Source organism: Roseateles sp. P5_E11, from assembly GCF_054049355.1.
On record NZ_JBFUMO010001223.1, the window covers coordinates 1 to 510 of the forward strand.

Consider the following 510-nt stretch of genomic DNA (forward strand, 5'->3'; position numbering starts at 1 on the left):
CCGTGGTCCTGGTGCATGACCAGGGGGATGTGCGGGTAGGCCTCGCAGGCGGCCTGGATCAGGTGTTTGATGAAGGGCTCGCCGGCGTATTTGCGGGCGCCGGCGCTGGCCTGCAGGATGACCGGTGCACCGACCTCGTCGGCCGCGGCCATGATGGCCTGCACCTGCTCCAGGTTGTTGACGTTGAAGGCTGGGATGCCGTAGCCGTTTTCGGCGGCGTGGTCCAGCAACTGGCGCATGGAAACGAGAGGCATGGGTTGTCCCCGGTGGAGTTGAGAAATCTGGGCCGACTGCGGTACGCACCCTAGGCCGTAACCGCTTCGTAACTGGTTGGGGATTCTATGGAGGCTGCCGGCCTTTGGGACGGGCGCGCGTTGACACGCATTCGGGGGTCAGGCAAGGCGCAAAGCGGAGCCGGGTGGGTTACCCGGCGAGCATTTGCAACGCCGCATGAGCCTCGAAGGCGGGTCAACCCGTAGGGCCGGGGAGATTTGCCACGCCATCCAGCGT

Annotated in this window: 1 protein-coding gene; it reads right to left on the minus strand. The window is 65.5% G+C overall.

Features of this window, described 5'->3' with window-relative positions; all coding sequences use genetic code 11:
- A partial coding sequence (locus ACXJKR_RS34460) for a class II fructose-bisphosphate aldolase (RefSeq protein WP_457326690.1) occupies positions 1–254 on the minus strand: 254 nt, incomplete at its 3' end.
- Positions 255–510: the final 256 nt, after the last annotated feature.